General features: G+C 42.1%; 2 protein-coding genes. One reads left to right on the top strand and one right to left on the bottom strand.

Annotated elements, in window-relative coordinates; all coding sequences use genetic code 11:
* Window positions 1-63: 63 nt before the first annotated feature.
* Window positions 64-318 (top strand): hypothetical protein, encoded by a 255-nt coding sequence (locus R8N47_RS25515; protein ID WP_005460888.1) that lies wholly within the window; start codon window positions 64-66, stop codon window positions 316-318.
* A 62-nt stretch (window positions 319-380) separates the two neighbouring features.
* Here the strand turns inward: R8N47_RS25515 and R8N47_RS25510 are convergent.
* Window positions 381-680, bottom strand: a 300-nt coding sequence (locus R8N47_RS25510) for a lipase family protein (protein ID WP_412034486.1), incomplete at its 5' end; no start/stop codon positions are given.

The raw sequence follows: 680 nt of genomic DNA, 5'->3' as shown, positions 1-680 counted from the left end.
ATTTGATATTCATGTAACAAATGCGTAACTTATATTTGAGCATAATCTAGAGGAAGATAAAGAATGGAATCTATTGCTGATGTATTGGTTGTCGCCATTGTGTTTGGTGCCATTTTTGGAGGCGGGATCGTCAAGTTGATCTTAAATCATCGTAAAGAAGTTCGAGCGTTAGAGATTTCTGAGCGAAATACGATGAGCCAAGAAGAGCAAGAAAGCCTCAAAAAGCAAATTGGCGAGTTAAAACGACGCGTTGAAGTGCTAGAGAGAATCGTCACCGACAGCAAATATCAACTTGAGAAAGAAATTGCTTCGCTGTAATTCAAATCTTAGAAAAAGCCGGATCAGTCCGGCTTTTTTATGTCTATCGTTTGGTTTTTCAATCAACGTTCATCGAAAAAGTCTTTGTTTCGGATGTACTTACTCATTAAATGGTAAGAAAACGGACGAATCAGCCAACTAAACAGTGAACGCCCGAGGCGAATGAGTGTCGGCGTGTTCTCATAAATTCTGCCATTGTACAGCCACAGCATTTTTCCGACGTGCCAGTAAAGAAAAGGCACCGGAGGCATGAAAGTCACAATATCGATATCACAACAAATTCGGTAGGTTTTATGCGCCAGACGATAGCGACGTTTGAACGTCCAGTCACCAATGGCGGGCTGCCCGAAAGTCACAACGCG

Source organism: Vibrio sp. 2132-1, from assembly GCF_033344315.1.
Note: the sequence above shows the minus strand (reverse complement) of the source record. Positions and strands in the feature narration are given on the sequence as shown.

Excerpts from the sequence above, each read along its gene's own strand:
- R8N47_RS25515 (WP_005460888.1), top strand. The coding sequence starts at position 64 with ATGGAATCTATTGCTGATGTATTGGTTGTCGCCATTGTGTTTGGTGCC.